10 protein-coding genes are annotated in these 25,490 nt (G+C 46.9%); 1 reads left to right on the top strand and 9 read right to left on the bottom strand.

Annotated features, from left to right (window positions below; all coding sequences use genetic code 11):
* Positions 1–36 precede the first annotated feature (36 nt).
* The 7 genes from QMA41_RS01355 to QMA41_RS01325 form a co-directional block, all read right to left on the bottom strand.
* The gene (locus tag QMA41_RS01355) at positions 37–5,457 is read right to left on the bottom strand and encodes a non-ribosomal peptide synthetase (protein ID WP_281628639.1); all 5,421 of its coding nucleotides are present in this window, start codon (positions 5,455–5,457) and stop codon (positions 37–39) included.
* Positions 5,454–16,340, bottom strand: coding sequence for a non-ribosomal peptide synthetase (locus QMA41_RS01350; protein ID WP_281628638.1), 10,887 nt, complete (start codon positions 16,338–16,340; stop codon positions 5,454–5,456). Before QMA41_RS01350 ends, QMA41_RS01355 begins: the two co-directional genes overlap by 4 nt.
* Positions 16,341–16,413: 73 nt before the next feature.
* Positions 16,414–16,617: an MbtH family NRPS accessory protein gene (locus tag QMA41_RS01345; protein ID WP_281628637.1), complete on the bottom strand. Its 204-nt coding sequence runs from the start codon at positions 16,615–16,617 to the stop codon at positions 16,414–16,416.
* 57 nt (positions 16,618–16,674) lie between these two features.
* The gene (locus QMA41_RS01340) at positions 16,675–18,330 is read right to left on the bottom strand and encodes a multidrug ABC transporter permease/ATP-binding protein (RefSeq protein WP_281628636.1); all 1,656 of its coding nucleotides are present in this window, start codon (positions 18,328–18,330) and stop codon (positions 16,675–16,677) included.
* A gap of 99 nt (positions 18,331–18,429) precedes the next feature.
* Positions 18,430–20,406 carry a Fe(3+)-hydroxamate ABC transporter permease FhuB gene (gene fhuB, locus QMA41_RS01335; protein WP_281628635.1) on the bottom strand — a complete coding sequence of 659 codons (1,977 nt, stop codon included), beginning with the start codon at positions 20,404–20,406 and terminating at the stop codon, positions 18,430–18,432.
* On the bottom strand, positions 20,403–21,284 hold the full coding sequence (locus QMA41_RS01330) for an iron-siderophore ABC transporter substrate-binding protein (RefSeq protein WP_281628634.1): 882 nt from the start codon (positions 21,282–21,284) through the stop codon (positions 20,403–20,405). The genes fhuB and QMA41_RS01330 overlap by 4 nt, the downstream gene beginning before the upstream one ends.
* Positions 21,278–22,042, bottom strand: coding sequence for an ABC transporter ATP-binding protein (locus QMA41_RS01325; RefSeq protein WP_281628633.1), 765 nt, complete (start codon positions 22,040–22,042; stop codon positions 21,278–21,280). Before QMA41_RS01325 ends, QMA41_RS01330 begins: the two co-directional genes overlap by 7 nt.
* Before the next feature lie 190 nt (positions 22,043–22,232).
* Here QMA41_RS01325 and QMA41_RS01320 point away from each other — a divergent pair, with 190 nt between their 5' ends.
* Positions 22,233–22,955, top strand: a complete 723-nt coding sequence (locus QMA41_RS01320; RefSeq protein WP_281628632.1) for a 4'-phosphopantetheinyl transferase superfamily protein — start codon at positions 22,233–22,235, stop codon at positions 22,953–22,955.
* Positions 22,956–22,991: 36 nt separating this feature from the next.
* Here QMA41_RS01320 and QMA41_RS01315 read toward each other — a convergent pair whose 3' ends face one another.
* Both QMA41_RS01315 and QMA41_RS01310 read right to left on the bottom strand, forming a co-directional pair.
* Entirely contained in the window at positions 22,992–24,128 is a 1,137-nt protein-coding gene (locus QMA41_RS01315) for a glycerate kinase (RefSeq protein ID WP_281628631.1), read from the bottom strand.
* A gap of 121 nt (positions 24,129–24,249) precedes the next feature.
* Positions 24,250–25,353, bottom strand: coding sequence for a sugar diacid recognition domain-containing protein (locus tag QMA41_RS01310; RefSeq protein WP_038159068.1), 1,104 nt, complete (start codon positions 25,351–25,353; stop codon positions 24,250–24,252).
* Positions 25,354–25,490 lie beyond the last annotated feature (137 nt).

Here is a 25,490-nt window from a genome sequence, read left to right as displayed (position 1 = left end):
TAGAAAAATGGAATCTATAAATTAGTCGTTATGGATCTATAATGTATTGATTATTAATAAGTGGCGTAATTTCTCGATCAGTGCACTGTCTTGCACTATTCCTAAATGATCCGTATCCAGCACTTCACTGCTTAACTGAGCGTTAACTTTCGACAATTCCGAACTCAGCAGTTTGTGTCGACCTTCAGGTTGCCCTGCCCAATATGCGGTTGGTTTGGTATTGATTTCAGGTAACTGATACTCATGACACAGCGCTCTCATATGCTGCTCTACCGCCCAGCTGTAAAGCATTTGCTGTGCACTTTCAGACAAGTAGTGATCGAAGTTTTGTGACGCCAGCCAAGATGAGAATACGTTTGGCCATTTATCCGGTGATGATTGGTCAAACCCTGTAAGACAGGTTTGCTTTTGCCCTTCCGATAACTTACCTAATAGCAATTCTAGATGCTCAATCAGCTTGGCTTTTGCTTTCGGCGATTCCCATTGGTCTTCTGCGATTTCAGTGCCCGGAACATAGCAGTCCAACAGCCCGAGGAAAGCAACACTTTCACCCGCCGCCTCGAGACGCGCTGCGACTTCTTGACACAACGCGCCGCCGAGCGACCAACCAATCAATGTGTAAGGCCCTGATGGCTGTATTTCACGAATAGTCGCGCAATAAGTATCAGCCATTGCGCTAAACGAAGTGTCAAAGCGATTTGGATAGACGAAGCTCTGAGACTGAACACCATAAACGGTGCGTTTGCCCGCCAATGCTTGAGCTAATTTTTGATAACCAACTGTTCGGCCCGTCACTGGATGAATACAGAATACAGGTGAAATCCCGTCAACATCGGTATTAAGCTTTTCGATCAATTTGAGGTCAGCTTTGGCTGCTATCTCCTCGCCTTTTTGAGACTTAGATGCCGAGTGTATCAATTCAAGCTTTTCTTTCCATATAGTCGCTTTGGTCTCGATATCTGATTGCGAATAGTGACTCGTAGCATATTCAAAATCAGCGCTCAATACACCATCCACAACTTGGGCATTGATGACCAAAGGCGTCAACATGGTGTTATCATCTGCTTGATCACGCGAGTTTGACGACACTGGTTGGCACCAATGAGCAAAACTATTGCCTTGATACTGCCCTAGGTAATTGAATGTAAGCTCCGCAGTTTGTTCTTGAGGCTCACCCTCTAAGTAGCGCAGTCCATAGCCAATGCCTGAGTCTTGGCTCAATAGTGCCATACGCTTAGCGATATCATCTCGAGAATCTGAGGTATTCAAAGTCATCGGATGTAGGCTCGTCATCCAGCCCACCATGCGGCTTAGATCTAACCCTTCAAAGACAGACTCGTCGCGACCATGACTTTCTAGGTATACGCTTTGACCATCTTCGTTGCTTCCCACAATTGCTGTCAAAGCAGAAACAAGTTCAACGGTGATGTTTTCAGAACTCAGTAAAGCTGACGTCACCTCACGGCTTAGCTCAACCTTGAGTGAGCGCTTGTTACCATAGATTGCTTTAGCGTGTGTATTTTCCAAATGGAAAGCTTGTTGTTCCCAAACTGCTTTCCTAGCTTTGCCCTGTTCTGTTGATGCCCAGTTGTTGAGGCTATCCACCGCCATATCCAAAGAGGTGTAAACAGGTGGTAGCTCAACTGTTTTCGTTGAGTTTTCGTCACTAGAAAGCGTTTGCTGATAAGCACGCCATAAGTCATCCATAAGGATTCGCCACGAGACGCCATCTACAGCCAGGTGATGAATTACAATCATCAAGCGAGATTTCTGCCCCTCGATTTGAGCGTAGCCTGCTTGAATCAGTCGGCCTGCTTCGATATCAAGGCTTGTTTGCAACTCGTGAGCAAACACTTCGAATGCCTCTAAGCTGTCTAGCTGAGTTTTCCATAGAAGATCATGGGAAACATGCTCGACGTATTGCTGCTGCCATTTACCTTCAGTTTGAGAAAACGACAATCTCAACGCGGGATGATGCTCCACCAACCCTTTAAGCGCAGTATCCAGTGCCTGAATATCCATGTCCTGCTTCAACTCAACACACACATGCTGGTTCCAGTGGTTTGGCTGAGCAAAGTTTTGCGCCATGAAATGAGCCTGAATTGGCATCAGACCAAATGGTTCTTTTGGTAACTCTCTTTGCTCTTGCTCAACCGCTGCTTCAAGTACTTGTGCTAACTCGCTCAGTACTGGCGCTTGGAATACTTGCTTTGGAGATACGTTGAGACCTGCCAGTTTCAATTTACTCACTAGCTGAAGGCTCAATATAGAGTCTCCACCTAGCGCGAAGAAGCTGTCTTTTCGGCTAACAGAATTAATACCGAGTAGCTCTTGCCAAATCTCAGCAAGGAGAGTTTCTTTCTCACCTTCTGGTGGCAAACCTTGCGACAGCTCAGATTTGAATTCTGGTTCCGGCAGCGCTTTTCGGTCCACCTTACCTGCTGGAGTTAACGGCAATTCACCTAGCACCACAAGATGCGCTGGAACCATATACTCAGGCAGATGCTCAGCAAGCTCAGATAATATCGAAACGCTATCAGCCTTGTTTGCATCAGCGCCATGCAGGTACCCGACAAGGTGGGTCATAGAGCCATGACGATGCGCCGCAACCACGCAAGTCTCGACACCGGATATTTGCTGAAGCCTTGATTCGATCTCACCCAGCTCGATTCTGAATCCACGGATTTTTATCTGTTGGTCAACACGGCCAAAATACTCCATGACACCGTCTTCTCGCCAACGAACTAAATCACCAGTGCGATACATACGCTCGCCATTATTGGTAAATGGATCCGGCATAAATCTCTCAGAGGTCATATCCGGCTTACCCAGATACCCGCGTGCGAGGCCGACTTCTTCACCAATGTACAACTCCCCGACTGCGCCTTCGGTAACTTGGTTAAGCAAACCATCTAACACATAAAGTCTGCGAGCCCCAACAGGTTGACCGATGGGTGCATAGGCGCTGGTTAGCTTATCTTGTGAGTAAGCACGCCAGATCATTGGTGTCACCACGGTTTCCGTCGGCCCATAGCCGTTGATAATACGTGGTGGGTTTACAACAGATTGCAGGCGGTCATAGGTTTCACGAGTAAAGGCTTCACCACCCAAAGTCCAAGAACGTACATTCAACTTAGGCTGAGTCGTCTCTATCCAATCCAGCAACGGGCCAACATAACTTGGAGGGAAACAGGCTATCGTAACCCCTTCCTGTTTGAGAACATCGCAAGTCTTTTCCGCACTCCAAAGTTGCTGATCGCGAATCACCAAACGAGAACCAAACGCCAATGGCACTGTCCAGCGCTCTACCGCTCCATCAAAACTGATTGACGCAAAGTGAAGTTCAACGTCATCTTGCGTCATTCCATATTGAGCACCAATCGTCTGGACATGCATGCTCAGGCCATCATGAGCAATCGCCACACCTTTAGGTTTACCCGTCGACCCTGATGTATAGATGATGTAAGCCAACTGCTCTGGCAAGAGTTTTACTTCTGGTTTGGCTTTTGAGAGACCTTGCCAATCTAGCTCACCCATATAAAGCGGTGAAACTGAAGTCGCCTGCTCCGCATGTGAGAGGACGTGCGAATTAATCTCTTCCCAACGTGAGCGCAATGATTGATCGCTGATGACCAAGCTCGCAGCAGAATCCTCGATCATGTAAGCCAGTCGGTCAGTCGGATAATCAGGGTCAAGTGGTAGAAACGCCCCACCAGCCTTCATAATGGCGATCATTGCTATGATCATATCGTTGCCGCGCTCAAAAAGAACGCCCACAGCTTGATCGCGAACGACACCCTGTTCCACTAACTGGCTCGCCAGCTGGTTCGATTTTTCTTCCAGCTGTTTAAACGTGACACTTTGCTGACCATGTTTTAATGCAATGGCTGACGGTTGCTCAATACCCTGAAGATCGAACAACTCAGTGACTGGTTGATAACGCCATTCACCTTCTGGCTGCGACAGTTGCGATAATCTGGCGAGTTGAGCCTCATCCAGTGAGTTAAGCGCAGCCAATGATGTATTCAGGTTTTGTTCTGCTTGTGAGACCAACAGATTCAGAGTACTAGTAAGCGAAACCATCATCTCGGGGTCGATACGATCTTTGGCATAGGTCAGCGTAACCTGAGTACCGCTAGAATATTCCAACACATCCAAAGCAACATCAAACAGTGCGAAGTTACCTTTAAGCGCCAGTGGCTTTACCGCTACACCCGGAGAAAACTCGACCGACTCGATTTGATTGACCTGATGATTAAACAGCACTTGAAAGTAAGGCGTTTCGCCAACCAACCTTTCCGTCAACAATGAAGAAACCACACGATCAAACGGCAATAGTTGGTGCTCCTGAATCTCCAGCACTTTGCTGTGAGCTCTAGTCATGATTTGACCAAAACTCTGATCAGGTTTTACGTCTTGCGCGACCACATTAGTGTTTACGAAAAAGCCAATAACGTCAGACACTTCTGGTCGGGCGCGGTTAGCCATTGGCATACCAATATTGATATCGTTACGTCCTGTCAACTTGAACAGCGCAGCCTGCCAAATGGCTAGCCAGAAACTCGAAGTGGTGACGTTATTTTGCCTTGCAAGGCGTGCAATGCGTTCAGAAACATTACCATCAAACTTTAGGCTTACCTGCTGTGCTTCTCGACGCTGATTAGGTGCAATATCGCCCGTCCACTCAAACAGTTTTGGCGGCTGCTTCTCACCTAACTCTTGCTGCCAGAATTGAAGATCCTCATCCCCTTTACCCGCTTTTAGCAGTGCATCCTGCCAGACAGAAAAATCACTGTACTGAATGCTCAATGGCTCTAGAGACTCACCCTGATAGGCGGTGACCAAGTCCCGCATAAATAATCCGATAGACCAGCCGTCAGACACAATATGGTGCATCACGATGATCACATGAGTTTTGTCTTCAGATGCACGAATACACGCCATTCGCACCGGCATCTCATGAAGCAAATCAAACGGCTTAGCGATAAATTCCGCTGTCCATTCGCACAGCTGACTTTCCGTTAAGTGCCTAGCATCTTTAAGCTCAACGTGAGCAATACAGTGCTGGTCAACATGTTGCTTCGGTTCACCTTGGTTCGAAACAACAAAGCGTGTTCTCAAGGCGTGGTGCTTGCTCATGACTTCAGCAAGCGCCAGTTCCATTTTGTCGGTAGAGAGATCACCAGTGAGCTCAAAACCACCACTGATATGGTAAGCACTATTACCAACATCAAGCTGGTAGATGTCCCAAAGTCGTTTCTGCGCCGGAGAAAGAGGCACATCACGCACCTCTTCTGCTGAGACAATCGGTAGCTTTTCAAAGCTCATTCCTTTGACGTCAAGCAGAGCGATAAATTTCGCCTGCTCTTGCTCGCCAAGGTTTAGAAAACGTTTTGCTAATGCAAATTTGTCTATTTTTGGTTTTTGTTGTGCTTTTGAATTTGATTCTTGGGTCATAACAATTCCAACTCGTCCATTAGTGCTGCCATGGCGTCGAGTTCATCCTGTTCTTGTTCATTGTTTGCCTGATACTGAGACTGAAGTGCATCCGTTAACGCCTGTAACGTCCCAGCGGCAAAGAAGTCTTTTAATGAAATAGCTAAGTCGAGCTCTTTTTGTGCTTGAGCAACGATACGTGTGGCTAACAGAGAATGGCCTCCGAGCACAAAGAAGTTATCGTCTAAGCCCACTTTTTCTGAGCCAAGGACTTGCTGCCATGTGTTGGCAAACCAAATTTCCAGTTCACTCTCTGGGGCGCGATATTCCACCCGACTCCACTCTGGAGAAGGCAGCGCTTTGCGGTCACGCTTGCCATTTGGTGAAAGAGGCATTTCATCCAGTGCAACGTAGATGGCCGGAACCATGTAGTCGGGAAGGTGGTCATTCAAATGCGCTTTAACAGCGGTTTCTTTTTCTGAGTCCCACTCACCACAAACCACGTAAGCGACAAGCTGCGTACCTGTTTGATGTTCATAAGCAATGACTGCCGATTCATCGACGTCATCATGTTGGTTAAGAACATTCTCAATTTCTTCCAGCTCAATACGAAGCCCACGAATTTTTACCTGATGATCTAATCGGCCCAGATATTCAAGTCTGCCATCTGGCATGCGGACCACTTGGTCACCGGTGCGGTACATACGAGAACCGATGTTTCCATCTTGCTCGCACGCAAAAGGATTTGGCACAAAGCGATCGGCGGTCAAATCCGGTCTGGATAGGTACTCACGCGCGAGGCCATCCCCCGCAAGGTATAGCTCACCCGGCACACCGACTGGGACTGGATTCCAACAATCATCCAATACATGAAGCTGAGTGTTGCTAATCGCATGACCAATCGGGATGCGCTTACCGACAGGTAAATCACATTGCCAGTAAGTCACGTCAATAGCCGCTTCAGTCGGACCATAAAGGTTATGCAGCTGGCAACCTGGCGCGCCCGTCAACACTTTTTCAGTCAACTCAGCAGGTAAAGCCTCACCGCTACAAATAATGCGGCGCAGGCTGCTGCACTCCCCAATATCAGTCTCACTTTCAAAAGCATGAAGCATTGAAGGAACGAAATGGATCGTCGTTACGCCCTGCTCGCGAATAGTGTTATGCAACAGCTCAGGTTGTCGGTGATGATCTGGCTCAGCAATAGCTAGTCTTGCACCATACATAAGCGGCCAGAAGAACTCCCATACAGAGACATCAAAGCTAAACGGTGTTTTCTGGAGGACACAGTCACTGGCATCTAACTGATACTCGTTTTGCATCCAAGCCAAGCGGTTGTGCAGTGCCGACTGGGTATTTACCACGCCTTTTGGTAGTCCTGTAGAACCGGAAGTGAAGATGACATACAGCGACTGTTCAGCCTGCCAATTTACCACCGGAGCCTCAGTGCTCTGCTCGTTAATTTGCTGTAAGATCTCAGCCTGATTTAGCGCCACATACTGACATTGAGGATTTTCTGGCCATAGTGGCAAGGTCTCACTATCGGTCAGTAAGATGGATACGTCCGCAGACTCAAGAATGTAATTCAAACGTTCTGCTGGATAACTTGGGTCTAATGGCACATAAGCACCACCGGCACGAGTAATCGCGTGTAATCCAATCACTAGTTCAAACGAGCGTGGTAAACCAAGGCCGACTCTGGTTTCTTCGCCCACACCTTGTTGGCGTAGCCACTGAGCCAACTGATTAACTTTGCTGTCGAATTCAGCGTAAGTCATTGACTGCTGCCCCATGGACAAAGCAATCGCCTCAGGGGTGCGCTGTGCTTGAGCTGCAACAGCGACTGGTGGAGGGAGCATTTCACCCCAAGATTTCTTCGTCGCGTTGAATGCTTCAATTTGTGCGAACTCGTCAGAATCAACCAACTTGAGTTCAGACAACATCGAGTTAGGATTCAATGCAACTTGCTCAAGCAGCTTGAGCCAGTGACCAAGTAACGCTTCTACAAACGTTTGATCGAATACTGGTGCTGCATAGTTAACAAAACCACTCCATTCGCCGTCATCATAGGCCTGAACATCTAAGCTCAACTCTAACTGAGCCGCGACCACTCCCGGATCAAACGCTTCTGCTTGTAATCCTCCCCATTCAGCGAGAATTGAGCGCTCAATACGTTGGAAGTTGAAACTCGTCTGGTACAACGGATGGTGCTGCAAATTACCCGTCACGCCAAGTGACTCTACCAATACCTCAAATGGCACATCCTGATGCGTCAACGCCTGCTCAGTAAAACGTTTTGTGTCTTGGAGCAGATTGTCGTAACTCATTGCCGCGTCTAACTGCGCAGGGATCACCAAGTTGTTAATGAAGCAGCCTTGCATCTGCTGAGTGTCTGGCTGTGTTCTGCCTGCGACAGGGATACCAACTCGAATTTCATCACGCCCAGAATACTTGTGAAGCAATAAATACCACAGGCTTAACATAACGTTAAAAGGAGTCGTTGCGCTTTGTGCAGCAAGAGTCTCAATCGCGTTGACCTGCTGCTTGGTCAGAGTGAAGTGATGACGCTGACCGGTGGTTTCGAGCTGATCTCTTGCGACATCGCTATGGAGAACAAGCGGCTCAATATCTTTCGCTAATGCCGCTTTCCACCATGAAAGTGATTCTTTGGCATTATCTGACTTTAACCACTCTTGCTGCCAACTAGCGTAATCAGCGTAATCCAGAGCGTCAGTCTTTATGTTTGACTCAAAGTGTCCAGAATGACTGTACGACGAATAAACAGCCGACAGCTCTCGCATTAGGTTTTGAATCGAAATGCCATCAGAGACGATGTGATGGACAACTAGAAGTAGCTCAAATTCCTGTTCTGGATGCTTGATTAAGTATGCTCTCAATAATGAAGGCGATGACAAATCAAAGGTTTCACCGATCCAGTTAAGGCGCTGATCCTCTATGCTAGAGAACTCATCAGTTGAGTATTCTTCTAATGCAAATTGACTTACATCGTCATCAGAATGGATAGACTGCATCAGCTCACCATCTACCTGCACGAAGCTGGTACGCAGAGCTTCATGGCGGCCTATCACAGTGCGCAACGACTGCTCTAACCACTCTCTATTCACTTCACCTTTTAACTTAAGTCCAAGCGGCATGTGATAAGCAGAGCTTTCAGGCATCAGCTGTTGAACAAACCATAAACGCTTCTGTGAAGCGCTCACTGGCATGTATTCCATGCGCGGTACTGCTTTGATCGTGACTGCAGGTTCTTTGAGCGATGTACACTGAGTTGCCATCACATCTAGTCTTGGAGAATCAAAGACACTCTGAAGTAAAAGACGAATCTGGTGTTTTTGCTGCAAACGTCCAACGAGCTGGGTAGCAAGTAATGACTGACCACCCAAAGCGAAGAAATCATCATTACGACTCACCTTCTCTAGCCCAAACAAGGCTTGCCATTCTTGTGCAAGAAGCTGCTCAATCTCACCTTCTGGCGCTTCATAGGCTTTGTGCTGAACATGGTTATCAGGCTGCGGCAGCTTTTTCTTGTCGACTTTACTTGCTGGCGTCAATGGCATCGAATCCATAACCACAAGCTGTGAAGGCACCATATAGTCAGGCAGTGATTTCGCCATTTGAGCGAGAATATCATCGCCGTTTATTAGGTCTGCCTGACCTTCTACGTAGCCGACCAAGTATTTTCCAGCTGAACCTTCAAAGGCGGTGACAGCACTCAATTTACTACCACTGATACTCTGTAATCGTGACTCGATTTCACCCAATTCGACACGGAAGCCTCGAATTTTTATTTGGTCATCAGCTCGACCCAGATACTCCATTACACCATCTTCGCGCCAGCGAACTAAGTCGCCAGTGCGATACATACGCTCTCCATTATTCGCAAATGGGTCTGGAACAAAACGCTCGGCTGTTAAGTCTGGACGATCAAGATAACCGCGAGCTAAGCCAACTTCTTCACCAATGTACAGTTCGCCACTGACACCAGACGGAACCGGACGAAGGTCGCTGTCCAATACATACAGACTACGTGCACCGACAGCAGTACCGATAGGGGCATAAGCACTTTCTAGCGGCGTTTCAGGATAAGCCTGCCAGATCATTGGTGTCACAACAGTTTCCGTCGGGCCGTACCCGTTGATTATACGCTTCGGATTCAGTACCTGCTGAAGCTTGAAATAGGTCTCTCGTGTAAAGGCTTCACCACCCAGAGTCCAAGAACGTACGGCTAATGTTGGCTGTTCAACCTCAATCCACTCTAGCAGTGGTCCAACATAGCTTGGCGGGAAGCACGCAATGGTCACGGCTTCACGCTCAAGCACTTCACATGTCTCTTGAGCACTCCAAAGCTGCTGGTCTCGAATCACCAGCTTTGAACCAAAGGCCAGAGGGACAGTCCATCTCTCAACGGCACCATCAAAACTGATCGAAGCAAAGTGCAGCTCGACATCTTGTGGCGTCATGCCATATCGTTGGCCAATAGTTTGAACGTGCATACTCAGACCTGAATGAGAAACACACACACCTTTAGGTTTACCCGTTGAGCCGGAGGTATAGATCACATACGCCAGCTGCTCTTCCAAAATTTCAGGGCGATTTAAAAGAGGCTGCTGAAGGTCGATTTCAGAATACGCAATGATGTTATCTGGCTGACAAATCTCACTTGCCAATTGTTGCGAACTACCGTCAGAAATCAGCCATTGAGCATCGCTATCTTCAACCATGTAGGCCAGTCGGTCTTGAGGGTATGAAGGATCTAAAGGTAGGAATGCAGCTCCGGCTTTCAAGACACCGATCATTGCCACCAGCATGTCTGCGCCACGGGCAAACATTACACCAACTCGCTGATCTCGTTGAATACCGCGCGCAATTAGCTCAGCAGCCACACCATCACTGAAGTTATCCAGTTGTTGGTATGTCAAAGCAAGCCGTTCCGAGCCATTAGTTGATAAGGCCGTTCCCCCAAGAGGATTCGCCACAAGCGCTTCACTATCTGGTTGTGCAAGCACCTGCTCTTTTAACAGTTCAGTGAAGGGTTTGTAAGTCCAAGGTTCAGACGTTTTTACATGACCAGACAAGCGAGACTGTTGCTCGGCGTCCAATACATCAATATCACTCAGATTATGAGCCAACTTATCGACAAGCTGCTCAAGATAATGAGACGTCGTTGCTGACAGCGCATCAATATCTGACTGTGAGAATTTCGCTGAGTCGTACGCAAAAACAATGCGTAATGATTCACCTGGCAATACCGCCAACGTTAGCGGGTAATGTGTAAACTCATAACTGTCAGGCTCGCCAATTTTAAGGCCAGTTTCACTAAACAGGCTCTCATCCAATGGGTAGTTTTCAAACACCACCAACGAATCAAACAGATTCTCACTAGCCAGTGGAGATTGTGCTTGTACCTCTGACAAAGAGACGTGGCTGAATTCACGCTGCGCGCTAGCCTGCTCTTGTATATCGGCAAGCCATTGATTGGTTTTCGCCTGCCAGTCCACCATCGATGTAACAGGCAAGGTATTAATGAAAAGCCCAACCATGGCTTCACTGTTTGCCAGTGACGATGGTCGACCTGCAACCGTATTGCCGAAAACAGGCTGAGACTGACCCGTGTAACGTTGAAGCGTTAGTAACCATGCGCCCTGAATGAGAGTGTTTAGCGTGATGCCAGATGACTTCAGTTGAGACTGCCAACCACTTAGTACCTCAGCACTGAAGTCCATGTTGTGGCGCACATGCCCTAGTTTATCTGTGTTCGAACCGTATTGTTCAACCAACATTGTTGGCGCTTCTACACCATTCAGATAACCACGCCAGTACTCTTGAGCACTTTCAGGTTCTTGCTGTACAACCCATTCCAAATAATCCGCAAAATCATGACTGACGACAGGCAGGCTCATGTTTTGATAGTGGGCAAACAGTTCGCTGAGCAAAACACCGGTGCTCCAACCATCCATCAGAATGTGGTGAATCGTGAAGATACAAGCGATCTCATTGTCGCCCGTTGTCACTAGATCTACTCGCCACAAAGGTTTTAGCTGCTGGGCGCTCGTATCTTGTTCCAGTTCGAAACCTTGTTCAATGAGTGAACGTTTATAGGAATCCAGTTCAAAGCCAGCTTCCTCTCGCCCATCAAAGACTCTGCTCGTGATAGGAAGGTCATCCCAAACATACAGGTGTGCCTGACCTTCTACTTGATGCAGCGTACTACGTAGAATCGAATGACGCTTCATCAAGGCTTTCCAACCCTCTTCTAATTGAGCAGCGTCAGCTCCCGATATAGGCAAGGTAATTTGGTTGACGTAGGTACTTGTGTCTTGCGATAGTTGAGCGTGGAAGTACAAACCTTGCTGTAGCGTAGACAACGGTAGAATTTGATTCGGAAGTTGATGAGCGTTACCACTTACTTGGCTTAGCGTCACGAGACTCAGGTTAGTGTTTGGCGCATCAGCTTGTGTCAAAACGGCTGAGTTAGACGTACAATGTTCCGTTACTACTTTGATTGCTGCCTCTAAGTGATGAACATACGCTTCACACTCAGATTTCGATAAAGCAGAAAGTGAAAACTCCAATTCTACATCAAAGCCATCATCAGTTTCGCTGATATTCAGTACAATTGCAGCATCAGCTTTAGCGTCTTCTGGTCGCCATAAGCCAAACTCACCCAGTTCAGCCCCTTTCACATCAGCCTGCGTTGCTCGGCCTAGGAAGTTAAATAGCACATCAACATTGTCTTGATACTGCCATTGCTGCTGAGCTACGCCAGCTGAGTAACTCAAGCCACCATCGGTGATTGCATGTGAGCCATCTTTTACACTCGCTAACAGTTCACTAATGCTGTCACTTAACACAACTTTTTGCGGGAACAGCGCAGTATGCCAGTTAACACTGCGTGAAAGATCCAATCCAAACGACTCACTGAATCGACCATGGCTTTCGCGATGAATTACGATCTCATTTGCAGAGGTTATTTGTTTTACTGCAAGTGCAGACAATGCCATTAACGTCTGCTCTTTGCTCATTCTGGCGAAGGCCTGAGTCGATGCAAACAATGTCTCGGCGAGCTCTTTGGTTAAATGGTAACTGTGCTTATGAATTCCTTTGCTTTCGCCCTCCTTAGCTGAACCTTCAGCAAAAGCAGGTTCTGCTCGCTGAGCATTCCAGAATTCGGACTGTTTATGACTGATATGAAGATTCTCTAGTGCCTCATACCAATCGGCCTGATTGTGAGTTTTAGAGGCAAACACATAAGAGTCAACACCCATTTCTTGCTGGTAACTTCCAAGCAAATCTTGAATTAGCACAGGCCAAGAAAGCGCATCAATGACAAGGTGGTGAACGGCAACCAGCATTTCGCCCGTCTCAGTATTCAGGCCAACGGACAATTGCTTACCAACAGACGGATTAATCGCACTCTGCACAGCATCGATGTCTATCTGCTCGGCATAAAGGTGGAATGCAAAATCTGCGGTAGTCACATATTCAGCTAGATACTCTGCTGCATTAGGTGTTGTGGTATTGGGAGCCTCGAAAGAGAGGCGCAAACTATCGTGATGCTGCACCACTTGCTTGAGTGCTCGGACAATCGCGTCTGCATTAACCGGAGCTGGCAAGTTGAGTTTTGCGTACTGGTTACATAGTTCTAGCTGACCATTCTTATCCAGATAGTTCTCAATGAATCGCTTCTGCATTGGCAGCAAGGCTACTTTGCCATTCAGCTCACCTTGTTCAGCTGGTTTGATTTGGCTATCGAGAACACATAGCGCCATTTCACCAAGTACAGGGTGGTCAAACACTTGCTTTGGTGTCAGCATCAAACCTCGTTGACGAAGCTTCCCTACCATTTGTAGCGCAGTAATTGAATCTCCACCAAGTGCAAAGAAATGGCTGTCAGAGCCAATAGACTCTAGTTTTAGCAGCTCACACCATATTTCAGCCAGCTGATGTTGGATGTCTCCTTCCAGCGACGCTCCCGCTTTCTGTTCTTCATCCCAATCCGGTGCGGAAAGTTGCTTACGATCCACCTTACCAGCAGGTGTCAGAGGGAGTGTCTGGCTAACAATGATGCGTGACGGCACCATATAATCTGGCAACTGGGAGGCTAACTCTATACGCCATTGAGATTCAGATTTTTGCTCTGTTTCACTCAATTGAACGTAACCGACTAGGCGCTTTCCTGTCGGCGACTCGTGTGCGACAACAGCACAGAACTCAGCGTTAGAAAGCGTCTGTAGGCGAGATTCAATCTCTCCGAGCTCGATACGGAAACCACGAATTTTTACTTGCTGATCGGCACGGCCAAGGTATTCAACAACACCATCTTGTCTAAATCGAACCAAATCACCAGTGCGGTACATACGCTCGCCGTTTTCGGCAAATGGATCCGGAATAAAACGTTCAGCGGTCAAGTCAGGTCGTTTCAAGTAACCACGAGCCAGGCCAGACTCCATGCCAATGTATAGTTCGCCAACCGATCCAAATGGTACCTGTTTAAGGTTCTCATCCAGCACATACAACTTACGGTCACCCACAGGCTGACCAATCGGTGCGTACGAGCTTTCCAGTTTATCTTCTGGATAAGCACGCCAGATCATCGGAGTAACGACCGTTTCTGTCGGGCCGTAACCATTGACGATACGAGGTGGATTAACCACCCGTTGAATTCGTTCAAATGTTTCTCGGGTAAATGCCTCACCACCTAGTGTCAATGAGCGAAGAGCCAAATCTGGCTGAGTTTGTTCAACCCAATCTAGCCAAGGTCCTGCATAACTTGGCGGGAAACAAGCGATGGTGACTTTCTCGTCTACCAATACTTGAGTCGTTTTTTCTGGTGTCCACAACTGTTGGTCACGAATGATCAGCGTTGAGCCAAACGCCAGTGGAACAGTCCAACGTTCCACAGCGCCATCAAAACTGATAGAAGCAAAATGCAGCTCTGTGTCTTCAGGCGTCATGCCATATTGCTCGCCAATCGTCTGGACGTGCATTGTCAGTCCGCGATGACTGACTGCCACGCCTTTAGGCTTACCTGTTGAGCCAGAGGTGTAAATCAAATACGCCAGCTGGTCTAAGTGGATATCTGGATATGAACACTCACCAAGCTCAGAGACTGGAACCTCAGTTGCTAACAAAGATTCAATAGCAATACACTCTTGAGCACTTTCAGAACGGGTGAAAAGATCTTGAGCCTTACCCATCAAGTGCTTCTGAGTCAGTAACTGCTGAGCTTCGCTGTCTTCAAGCATAAAGCTAATGCGTTCCGCAGGGTAATCCGGATCAAGCGGCAGAAATGCGCAGCCTGCTTTCATGATGCCCAGCATGGCGACCAGCATATCGGTGCCACGCTCCATCACCACACCGACAACACCTTCTGATTGAACCTCTCTTTGACGCAATGAGTGTGCGACTACATTTGATTGAGCATCTAACTCAGCGTAAGTCAGTGTGTTATCGCCATGTTTTAAGGCAACTTTTTCAGGACGCAGTTTTGCTTGCTCAGCCACCAGCGCCATAAAGGTCACTGGAGCCCATGTTTGTTGTACCGCTGAGTGCGTTTCAAAGGCCAGTGTATCTGAGCTAGAAAGCGCGTTAGTCTGTGCTAGAGACTGTTGAGGAGATTGGCAGATCTGGTTCAGAACATTTTTGTATGTGCTTAAAATGCTGTCAATTTGAGCTTGTGTGAACTTCTCTTGTGCATAAACAAGTCGCAGCGATAGTTGCTCTCCTGCAATAGCATCAAGGACAAGTTCAAAGGGTGTTTCGGTCACTGGGAATTCTTCAAAAACGCCTTTAATTGTGTTGCCATCCTCGCCGATGCTTTTCACAGCGAGCTTATGCCCGTGACTACGATAATTGAATGCAACAGTAGGAAGCGGCGTCTGGCCTAAAAGCTTCTCAATAGGTAAATGAGAGAACTTCAATGAGTTGCGCAGATTGCTTTTCACCTGCTGCACAACTTCTTTCAAGTTCAACTCTGGATTTGCCTGAACACCCAAAACAGCATTATTAACGTAAAAACCGATATTCCTCCTGTTCGCAGAGTCTCGATTCAATGCTGGCACGGTGATCGTTGGTTGAGAATTGTTGGCATATGAAGACAGAGTCAACAACAACGCAGAAGACAACACCTCGAATTTAGTCACACCAAAATGTTTGGCAGCCTTTTCGACCAAGACTGATTCATTAATACCCAATGACTCTTCTATATGCCCGGCGGTATAAGCGCTCTGCTCCTGAGTCGTCTTGCCTTGAAGAATACAGGGCTCCTCACCCATTAACTTCAGAGCTTCCCAGTCCGCTTTCTCTTTTACAGGATCGAGGTCATTTTGACTTTCAGAAAAATCAAAGTAACTGATCCCTTTCGGGCTTTTGGGTGGCTTTCCTGATACAAATTGAACAATGGAGCTTACAAACAACTGTAGTGACCAAGCATCGGTAATCAAATGATGCGCAGCAATGCTTAGAGCAAACCTATCTTCAGCTAACTGGTATAGGTGGAATCTACACAGTAGCTCATTTCCTAAGTTATACGGCTGATAAGTCTTAGTTTTGGCTTCTCGCTTTACAATGTCAGCAGCATCGGCTTCATCGGTCAAATCAACAAAAGCCACTGGGATTCGGTCATAATACGCAAACTGCTGAGGTTGTCCGTCCCTTTGTTCGATCTTTATACGTAAGACTGGGTGCATTTCTAATATCTTAGAAAGTGCGTCTAGGACTTTTTCTTTAGTGATTCCCTCACCCGATAACCATGCAACACCACCTAAGTTATACGCAATACTTTCTGGCATGAGTTGATGGAACAACCATAGACGTTGCTGAGAATGAGAAAGTGGACTCCAACCACCATTGGCCGGAGTCATCGTGATATCATCCACTGACATACATATACCTAAAAACTGTTAAATGTCAGGTACCTAAACAGCAGGTACCAAAATTAAGCAAAAGCGAGTGCTCTTATTCAGCTAACGCTTCTCGCAGGCTTTTCGGACGCATGTCAGTCCACACTTCATTAATGTGGGCAAGGCAAGTTTCTTTGTTGCCAGTAACACCAACGGCTTTCCATCCATTTGGAATTGGATGATAAGTAGGCCAAATGCTGTACTGTTCTTGTGGGTTGATAACGACGGCAAATTCTGTGTTTGGGCTGTCAATACTCATAATATCCTCAACTAGATCGTTGTTCTTATTGTTTTGATTTTCTGGATTGTTGTTTCGTTAAGCGACGACACTTTCTACTGCTTGCTGAGCTTGTGATTTATCCGCAGTATCCAGTTCTGTCAGTTGCCCACTGTCCATTTTGAAAATGCGATCTGCCGCATCAAAGTAACGGTCATCGTGGGTAATAGCGATTACAGTCACGCCACGCTCTTTAAGCAGAGGCAGTAACTGTTGGTAAAAGACTTTTCTAAAGCGAGGGTCTTGATCTGCCGCCCATTCGTCGAGAAGCATGCAGCCTCGCTGTTCAGCAACGGCCATCAGTAACGCAAGACGCTTACGCTGCCCCTGTGAATAACGAACATCCGACAAGCGACCATTCTCTTGAGTCACTTTGTGGCTCATTTCCAGACGCTCCATCCACTCTTTGATATCGCCCTCTGGAACATCTTGGCCTTGTCCATTGGTGATCTGGTGGAACAAGTAGAAGTCACTGAATACCGTAGAAAACTGCTGGCGATAGTGAGGCCAGTTGAGCTCAGTCATAGGTTGACCGTTCAAGAGAACGTTACCTGTATGCGGGCGATAAAGGCCGGTCAGTAAACGAGCAAACGTTGATTTTCCGCTGCCATTACCACCAATGATGAAGATCATCTCACCTTTTGAGGCTTTAAAATTGATCGGGCCAACTTTAAACGGACGGTCATCGCCATCAGCGCGGTATTCGTAAGTCACTTGCTGAAGATCGATGCCTTCAAATACTTCTGGTTGCTGGTTAGCCTCAACGAGATTTTCATTGTCACTTAAGTCAAGTGATTCAAGCTTGCGCATAGAGATATTGGCGCTAATAAGACCGGGTAATGCACCAACCGCGGCCATAAGTGGCATGCGCATAAAAAGAATGACCAGAGCAAAGGTAGAAGCAACGTCAAATCCAGCCCAGCCTAAACCCAGCGCCAGATAAAAGTTCAGACCAATCAGTGCCAGTACAATCGTGTTAGCCATGTTGGCAGCAAAGCCATTGTAGATGTCCGCTTTTGTGACTTCGTCTCGATAACCTGCGGCATTTGGACCAAACTCATCTTCGAAATAACGACGAGCACGACTAGGATTCAGTGATAGCTCTTTGCGCCCGTCAATCAATGCCTGATAGTCGTGATAAAGCTTGTCTTCCAACTCACGTACTTGGCGAACGTGGAAAGTGATTCGAGTTACCAGCCCATAGCCGATAACACCAGTCACACTTAACATCAGCAGACTAACACCAAATAACGGTAGTGAAAGGAACGCAAGATAGGACAATGCAACTACGGTAAGTACTAAACCGTAAATCATTTCCGGCAAGGTAACGAAGGCAATAGTGATGTTACGAATGTCGGTGTTCAGTGATGCCAGCACCCCAGCACTACCGACATCTTCTATTTGTTCAATATCCGTGTTGATCAGTTGCTTAACCAATTGACAACGCTTTGAATAGACAAATTGGTGGCCTAACTTGTGCAGTGACACCTGCGCGACGGTCGCCGTGATCAATAGCAGCACCAGCAATCCAGCAAATTGCCAAATAGCACTATGGACACTGGTTGTCTGACTCAACAGTTCATATTGAATAAAAGCAATCACGCCAATACTGAGAAAGGCGCTTGCCACACTCAACAAGATAACCAAAGCGAGCGCTTTATGTTGTTTATGGGCCAACTGAAAAAGTAATTTCATCTCAAATCCATATATTAATTATTATTGTGATTATCATTATCAACAAATTTCAAAACAGCATTGAGGAAAGCTGGGCATTGCCTCCCTCATGACTAAAAATTAGAGTCTGCGAAGTCCCCACATCAGATACATACCGCCAATTAAAGACGCCACCAAACCGGCTGGAATTTCTTGCGGGTACAACATTTGGCGTCCTAGCCAATCAGCGAGAAGCATTAGCCCCATGCCGACAAGCGCTGAACAAATCAGGTGTTCTCGAGCTCGACTAAAACCAAATAAGCGAGCAAGATGCGGTGCCATCAAACCGATAAAACTCAATGGGCCAACAACGAGAGTGGCACTAACTGTTAGCAATGCCACCAGCAGTAATAGCAAGCCTCTCGCCTGCCCTACTTTCACTCCAAGTGCGCGAGAACTGGCCTCTCCCAAAGGTAATATGTCCAACCAGCGAGCCGTTAAGAAACTAAAGCCAACAAGCACGAAAGTTGCAACGGCTAAAGGAAGTAAGGTCGCCTCTGTAACAAAGTAAGTTGAGCCAGAAAGCCAGGCTAAAACTTGATAGCTCCTAGGGTCACCGCCCGCCAATACGAAGCTTTGTACCGCGTTCATCAGAGCTGTGATAGCGACACCAGTCAGCAACACACGTTCTGGTTGGAATCCAGACTTGCGGTTCAAAAGAACAATCACAGACAGCGAAGCCATCGCGCCCACTAGTCCACCTAGATACAAGCCAACGAGACTAACGCCAATGCCAGAGAACATGGCAATGATCAAACCCAAAGCGGTACCAGAGCTGATGCCGATCACTTCAGGGCTCGCCATCGGGTTACCACTTAAACGCTGGATCACCGTACCTGCGGTAGCCAACATCACACCAGCTAAGGCGGCAGCAACAAGTCGGGGCCAACGCCACTCAAGCAGGTTCCACTCACCTGAGAACACTAGCCACTGCCAGCCAGAGCTTTGAATTGAAGTGGTACTAAAGATAAATAGAGCAACTGGAATAACGAGCGCAACCAATGCAATGGCATGACGGTTGAGGCTCTTAACTTGCTCACTATGACGCGTCATGACTGTTTGCGTCTGGGTTTGACTGCGCATCGACAACCTTGGCAGTAACCACAATAAGAGAGGAGCACCTAATGCAGCAGTAGCGGCACCAGTTGGCACAATCATAGCGGCAATACCTGGGAGCTGCTGGATAAGCAGATCCGTAAGCGTTAGTAGTAAACCACCTAACAGCATGGAGACGATTAACTTAGGCACAAGACGATGCACACCAGTTGCGCGAGCAATCGCTGGGGCAGCGAGGCCTACGAAGCCAATCACGCCAACTTTAGCAACCACCCAAGATGTCAGTAACACTGCGAGGCCAAGACATATAACGCGCAACTTTGCCAGAGACACGCCAAGGCTTTTCGCTCCTTCTTCGGATAATTCTAACAAGGTTAGCGGCTTAACAAATAAGAATGAAATACCAATCGCTAACCCGAGTCTTGGGGCGAGATAAGCAATATCAGACCATCCTGTCTGAACGAGAGAACCCGCACCCCAAATCATTAAACCAGCCAGCTTATCCTGATTCATCATTAACAGAACAGTGCTGACGGCGCCGAAGTAGAGGTTAATGACCAGACCCGAAACCACCACAACTGTCGGTGAAAGTGCACGACGCCATGACAGTGCAAATACCAGTGCCATTGTTCCCACGCCACCAAGCACAGCAATCAGTGATTTAGAAAACGTCAGTAACCAAGGGGCATACAAGGTTGCCATCATAAGGGCAAAACTGGCACCACTTGCCACACCCAAAGTGGATGGTGACGCCAAAGGGTTGCGCAATACTTGCTGCATCAGTACACCAGCAGCAGCCAAAGCCGCACCTGCAATCAGTGTCGTGAAAAATCTAGGCCACCAAGTTAGATGCAATCTAACCGATTCTGGCGACATCCAATCTGCTTGGAAAAGACTATTCACGCCTGCGGAAAAATTACCAGAGGCATTCAACTGAAAGCCTGCAATGGTCAGCATAAATGCCGCGAGTATCGCGACAAGACTCAGAGATAAGATTCTCATCGGGTGACCTCCTCAGCCAGAGCAGAGGTGACCAAATTAGCGAAACGCATCGCTGAGGGTAAACCACCAAAACTCCATGTTGGTTTTACGGTGATTACCGGACGACCCGTTTGCTCAATCAAATATTGCCAATATTGGTCGTGCGCTAAATGTTCCTTTACGCCAACAGGAAGAGGTTCTATAACGACAAATTGCGCATCGATACCCTGTAACTTATCAACACCTGTGAGAGCAAAGCCCCACGCGTTAGTGGCTTTGTCCCAAGCATTTTGAATGCCTAACTGATTCAATGCCACTTTATAGATGCTGTTCTCACCAAATACTCGAACATGTTTGGTGTCCATAAACTGCACTAAAAGCACTGGAGGCAGGTTGTCAGGCAGTGCTGCCTTGAGGCCATTCAACTCAGCTTCACTATTGGCGATAAGCTGTTCAGCTTGTCTATCAGCGTTAACTTCTTTTGCCATGCGGCGTGTGAAATCAGTGACGGCTTCCCAGTTAACCTCACCCACTTTATACAGGCCAAGGATTTTGACGGGTGCAATACGAGATAACTGAGTCTCAAGCGAAGCGAAACGAGGAGACAGGAATATGGTGTCTAGGTTTAGCTCAGATAATCTTTCTAGGTTGGGTTGAGTGCGCAGGCCAACATCCACAGTCTCATCCGGTATTTTCGGACTTCTCACCCAGTCGTTGTAATCCGACTGTTGAGCCGATGCCACAGGCGTAACGCCAAGAGCAATCATGGTTTCCGTCTGAGACCAGTCAATGGACATCACTCGTAATTTATCTTGTGAAACCTCTGACCCAGCCATGGCAGGCATTACTGCAGTCAACGTAGTAAGGCAGGCGATTGTCATTCGTTTGATGTTTAGCATGGCATGGCAACCGGATAGCCTGCAGCGTGGTCGGTGATCTGCATTTCGATACCATAAATATCGTTTAGCTGCTGTTCGTTAAACACTTCAGAAACAGAGCCTTGAGCGATCATTTTACCGCTATGAAGTGCCACTATATGGTCGCAGAAGCGAGTGGCCATGTTGATATCGTGTATCACGATAAGAACGCCTAATTCGAGTTCAGTTGCCAGTTTCTTTATTAGTTCAAGCATTTCTACTTGGTGAGCGATATCCAGAGCAGACAAAGGCTCATCCAAAAGCAGATACTGAGTTCTCTGAGCCAGAAGCATGGCTAACCACACTCGCTGACGTTCACCACCCGACAATGTATCAACCAAGCGGTCTGCATACTTTTCCGTATCCGTCATCTGCATCGCTTGTTGGATGAATTCTTTATCTTTCGTACCTAAACGCCCAAGTAAGCCGTGCCATGGGTAGCGGCCAAAACTCACTAGGTCTTTTCCTGAAAGGCTATCGGTAGGTGGTAAATGCTGAGGAAGATAGGCGATTTGCTGAGCGAATTTCTTATCTGACCAATCGGAAACTGATTTGCCTTGTAGCAAGACATCTCCGCTGGTGGATTTTTGTTGCTGTGCGAGAAGTTTAAGTAGCGTTGATTTACCTGAGCCGTTATGGCCAACCAGAGCGTAAATCTTGCCTGGTTCAAAATTCATATCAAAATCTGACAACAAGCTTCTGTCGCCAACGCTAAATGCTAGTTTTCTAGCTTCGAGCATATCCGTTCCCTTAAACTCTCTTTTTACATAGGGTTAATCAATAAAAAACGACTGATTAACAAGGTGGAAGTTATATAACAGTAAATATATAAATGCAAACCATTTTCATTTGCAATTATATACACAATTGTTAAGGTATTTGGTTGATATATAAGGCCTGAGCTTAGGTTAAGAGCGGTAGATTTAAGAAATGAACACGCTGACTGAAAGTACTAAAAATAAACAAAACTGGCTTCAAGGGCTTCCAAACCTGCCATTCACTGTTAATCAAACGGAACTGGTGGTTTGCATCGTGTCATACGATAAGTCACTGTTCCCTAAGTCACTTTATCCGAGAAAAGAGCTACCCTATTCCATACAGAAGGCGCACTTTTCACGTCAGGCTGAATTTGTCGCAGGTCGCTCTGCGGCTCACAATGCTCTTGCTCTCCTTGGAGAATCTCATCAAATAGGCATAAATTTAGATCGTTCTCCCAATTTCCCACCTCACCTTAGCGGCTCAATTTCTCACTGTGAAAACTACGCGGTTGCAGTGGTCGAGAGGAAAGAAAAGCTGGCAGATCATCATATCGGTGTCGACATCCAACGTCTCCTTTCAGGTCAGGAAGTAAAAGATGCTCACGCTTTTATCGCTAGAGAAGAGGAGATAGATCTGCTTGCTCAAACAGGTCTGAGCCGAAATGAAGCGGTCACTTTATTGTTTTCAGCGAAAGAATCACTCTACAAAGCTATCTACCCTCAAGTTCAGGAGATCCTTGAGTTCGATGTCGTTCGTTTAGTGAAAAGTGGTAAAAATAGTTTAAGGTTCGAATCGAACCAGTATCTGATTTCGAAAGGAATTTCTAGGACTTTGGAGAGTCACTATGCATGGTTTCAACAGTGTGTGATTTGTCTATCTAAAGTGGCAGCATAATGACGGCAGTGCTAATCACTGCCGTATTCGCTGAACCTAGTGACTTATCTGATAAGTCCGAGCCACGTTTTCCGCAACGTTTGCTAGATTGCTTGCGGCTTCATCAAATGCTTCTTGCAGCGACATTGGCCTAGGTAAACAGGCATAGACAGCATCAATACCGTGCTCATAGACTGCTTGGAAATTATTTCCAGTACAACCCGCAATCGCAATAACAGGAAGATTAAGTTGCTTAGCCAGTTTTGATACGCCTACGGGAGTTTTGCCATGAACCGTTTGGTCATCAATTTTGCCTTCACCAGTGATCACTAAATTCGCGCCTATCAGTTTCGATTCTAGCTCAACCGTATCCAGAACAATCTCTATACCCGGCTTTAACACTGCATTAGCGTAACCAAGTAAAGCCGCACCCATTCCACCAGCTGCACCGGCACCAGCCGCAGTAAGCACATCAACGCCAGCATTTTTTTCTGTTACTTGGCCAAAAATCTCTAGAAATTTATCCAGCAGGGCCACATCTTGCTCAGTTGCCCCTTTTTGTGGTCCAAATACAGCGGATGCACCTTTATCACCACAAAGAGGGTTATCTACATCACACGCGACGACCACTTCACATTGCTTTAGTCGCGGATCCAGCTTGGAAGTATCAACACTTTCTAGGTTTGCTAGGCTTGCACCGCCAACAGGCACAAACTCTTCGTCTGTTTTATCTAAGAAAGTAACACCTAATGCGGCAAGCATTCCAGCGCCAGCGTCATTAGTCGCGCTGCCCCCCAACCCAACAATCAGCTTGGTTACACCTTGATTTAATGCGTGCTTAATCAGCTCACCAGTTCCGAAGCTGGTTGTAATCTTAGGGTCTCGTTTTTCTGCTGGGACTAGGTGTAAACCACTTGCTTCAGCCATTTCGATCACAGCGGTTTTGCCGTCACCCAAAACGCCATAGAAAGCTTGCACTGGCTTACCTAATGGTCCCGTTACCTCAGTGAATACTTTTTGTCCTGAAGTGGCGTCAATTAAAGACTGAACCGTCCCTTCACCACCATCTGCCACTGGCACTTTTAAAAACTCAGCATCAGGCCATACTCTTTCCAACCCCGTCTGGATTGATTGAGCAACTTCTATTGCGGACAAACTTTCTTTGAATGAGTCTGGAGCGATAACAATCTTCATACTGGCCTATTCCTTTCCACTGATGACTGTAGACATTATGGGACAAAAAAAGAGCTGCATCATTGTGCAAATCAACAAAATACAAGCTAAATAAAACTTAATTATGGTAAATATGCACAATCTAACTAAGCTTACCAAGCTGAATCGCCAGATAAAGCTGCGCCATATGAGAGAAATCTGTTGTCTCAAATCCTGTAATTTCAGTGATCTTGTCCAAACGGTATTTCAGAGTATTTCGGTGGATAAACAATTTGGAAGCCGTGTCATTTGCACTGCCATTTGCATCAAAGTAGGCCTCCAAGGTCGCGATAAGCTGGCCTGATTTATCATGCTCGACCAAGGTCGCTGTCATTTGTGACAGTTGCTCTCCCTGCCAAGTACCATGTAATGGCGCTAACAAAACAGGCAATTGATAATCATCGAGAAGGTACACCGCATTCTTGGGACGTGCCGCCTTCCCTATTTTCATTACCTGAAGCGCCGAGTTGTAAGCGGTTTGCCACTCCTCAAGACTGCGGGCAAATTTTCCCGTTGAAACCTTTAGATTTCGACATGGTGTTTGCTCTAACCAGTGAAGCCACTCATTTACGCTATCTGCACTCAAGGGCTGTTCTGTCGGAACAAAAATGACTAAATGGCGTGCTGACAAATGAGCACAAAGGTGATGACCCGGTTTTTGGTAAAGACGTTCTGTGAGTGTTGCTGTGGAGCTATCTTGAGTAGGCATCTCGACCAGTAACAACTCCCATGAATCACTCGGATTCACTGAGATTTGTTCAGCACCATCTCGCATTTCGGAGGAAGACAAGCGCCCTGTTAGACAAGCTAAGATGAACTCATCTCTGTATCGTCTATCACGTTGAACTTTTTCCAATAAGTCGGCTTGGTCGATGATAAGCTCAGCCGTCATTGCCACAAGCTCAGCTACACCACGAATCTCATTAGGTTCACCAGTGATGCCAACCACACCTAGAATGGCATTTTTATGTTTGAGAAGAAGGTTAACACCAGGTTTGACGCCAGAGAGGAGTTTGCAGTCTTCTGAGGTCACTTCAACTGAAGCCTTTCTGCTTAATGCCAACAATGCCCCGTCGTGTGTCTGACCTATACGCGAGCTTTCTCCACTTGCGACCACAAGACCTGCATTGTTCATCACGTTAATGTTGTAGCCAATAATCGGCATTGTGCGATCAACAATTCGTTGAGCGAGCTGAGCATCTAGCATGATCGTCCCTGAACTCTTTGATTTCTTATACTTTAGAGAGTCTGACAGATCTCTAACCTTGCTCCTACAAGATTTTCATTGTTTTGCACAAAAGTGACAAACGGGCCTTATTGATACTGCTTATGAGAGTGAACGAG

The sequence above is a fragment of the Vibrio sp. St2 genome, from assembly GCF_947311885.1.
GTDB lineage: Bacteria > Pseudomonadota > Gammaproteobacteria > Enterobacterales > Vibrionaceae > Vibrio > Vibrio coralliilyticus.
This window is presented reverse-complemented; position numbering and strand designations above follow the sequence as displayed.

Bases quoted from the DNA above. Each gene is read 5' to 3' on its own strand.
- QMA41_RS01355 (WP_281628639.1), bottom strand. From the start codon at position 5,457: ATGACCCAAGAATCAAATTCAAAAGCACAACAAAAACCAAAAATAGAC.
- QMA41_RS01350 (WP_281628638.1), bottom strand. From the start codon at position 16,340: ATGTCAGTGGATGATATCACGATGACTCCGGCCAATGGTGGTTGGAGT.
- QMA41_RS01345 (WP_281628637.1), bottom strand. From the start codon at position 16,617: ATGAGTATTGACAGCCCAAACACAGAATTTGCCGTCGTTATCAACCCA.
- QMA41_RS01340 (WP_281628636.1), bottom strand. From the start codon at position 18,330: ATGAAATTACTTTTTCAGTTGGCCCATAAACAACATAAAGCGCTCGCT.
- fhuB (WP_281628635.1), bottom strand. From the start codon at position 20,406: ATGAGAATCTTATCTCTGAGTCTTGTCGCGATACTCGCGGCATTTATG.
- QMA41_RS01330 (WP_281628634.1), bottom strand. From the start codon at position 21,284: ATGCTAAACATCAAACGAATGACAATCGCCTGCCTTACTACGTTGACT.
- QMA41_RS01325 (WP_281628633.1), bottom strand. From the start codon at position 22,042: ATGCTCGAAGCTAGAAAACTAGCATTTAGCGTTGGCGACAGAAGCTTG.
- QMA41_RS01320 (WP_281628632.1), top strand. From the start codon at position 22,233: ATGAACACGCTGACTGAAAGTACTAAAAATAAACAAAACTGGCTTCAA.
- QMA41_RS01315 (WP_281628631.1), bottom strand. From the start codon at position 24,128: ATGAAGATTGTTATCGCTCCAGACTCATTCAAAGAAAGTTTGTCCGCA.
- QMA41_RS01310 (WP_038159068.1), bottom strand. From the start codon at position 25,353: ATGCTAGATGCTCAGCTCGCTCAACGAATTGTTGATCGCACAATGCCG.